Below are 1,433 nucleotides of genomic sequence, written 5' to 3'. Positions count from 1 at the left end.
CCTTTCTTTTTTGAAGGACTTGCCGAATAAACTCTACACCTTTGGGTGATACCAACGTGCGACTTCTCGTCATCCATTGTCCGTTTGCGAAAAAAGTGTACTCTTTTACTGCGAAATAGCCACGTTCGACGTATTTTTGAAGAGGTAAATTTTTGTCCATTCCGCTTTTGATTAAAATGCCCGCATCCCGAAGGATTTCATAGGTTCCATTCCGCCCTCTCTCCATCGATTTGGCCACTTCAGACACGGTTTGCCAGCCGAGAGAGTCGATGAATGTATCGAAAGCTTCCACTTTTGGCGCGTCCTTCTCAACCTTAGTGACGAGTTCTAGCCGCATTTTTTCTGTCTGGACGAGAGCGTCTAAAGCTTCAGCATAGTTTTGAGGAAGGAGTCGACCTTCGAACCTAGGCCGTTCTTCATTTTGGATGGAATAAGATCCGGTTTGACGGATACTCGGCAGAACTTCATGAACCACCCAGCGTTTGAATGCTTTGGCTTCAGGTTTACGGCTACCTAAGATTAAAGAATAGAGTCCAGGTTCATTAATGATTGTGTAAAATCGTGCACCACCTCTTTGAACCTCCGTTGAACCGAGGTTCAAATCAGATACACTTACTTTTCTTTTTTCATCCTCTTCTAATCGTTCAAAGGCATTAGTAAAGTGGTTGATTTCAAGTACGTCACAGACGTCCTTCGCCACAAACCAAGGTTGGCCCTCGATGATTACTGTCCGTATCTTAGTACCTTCATAGTTGAATACTTTCTGCATGTTCATTACTGAGTTTGTCCTCCTAATAATTTTCATTTTGTTCAATCTTTGTTCATGTGGTATCAACCGAGTAAACTTCGATTTCGCTGGTCTTCTCCTTCGAAAGAAACGGGAATCGTCATTCCACCGATACGGCTAGAAATCCGAGGGTCTAAGATCCTCGCTAGATGTTCTAACGGTTCATTCGAGGTGAAAATAGTCGCTTTTACTTCAGCGCATCGTTCATCGATCACCTCATAGAACTCATTCTTATATGCCTCTGTCGCTTCACGTACGCCCACGTCGTCGAGGACAAGTAGTTCTGCTTGCAACATATCGATCTTGCGTTGGTAAAAGGCGGCAGCGGCATTTTCTTGCATCTCACGGGGTCCACGAAATTGGGCGTTGAACTGGTTCTGGTATTTCGATGCGTTTACAAACAATGCTGGTAACTGGTCAATAGGTTTTATCTGCTTAACATGTTGAATCGTTCGCGCCACCAGATACTCATGAAGGATTGCCACCGAAGCCGTCGTTTTTCCCGTACCCGTTCCCTTGGGGTTGATGGCGTTGGGGACGGAGTATAAATATAGTCCAATTCCTTCATCGGCTCGCTGAAGCACATTTCGGCAATACGCAGTGATCAATTGAAATGCTTCTGGATTGTCTTTTTGAAACGGTATCG

Annotated in this window: 2 protein-coding genes; both read right to left on the bottom strand. The window is 44.7% G+C overall.

What is annotated here, in order from left to right; translation table 11 throughout:
* A partial coding sequence (locus H1S01_RS20155; protein WP_188042155.1) for a BRO family protein occupies positions 1 to 775 on the bottom strand: 775 nt, incomplete at its 3' end.
* A gap of 56 nt (positions 776 to 831) precedes the next feature.
* A partial coding sequence (locus H1S01_RS20150; protein ID WP_188042154.1) for an ATP-binding protein occupies positions 832 to 1,433 on the bottom strand: 602 nt, incomplete at its 5' end.

The sequence above is a fragment of the Heliobacterium chlorum genome (genome assembly GCF_014502795.1).
In the GTDB taxonomy this organism is placed as follows: Bacteria; Bacillota; Desulfitobacteriia; order Heliobacteriales; family Heliobacteriaceae; genus Heliobacterium; species Heliobacterium chlorum.
Note: the sequence above shows the minus strand (reverse complement) of the source record. Positions and strands in the feature narration are given on the sequence as shown.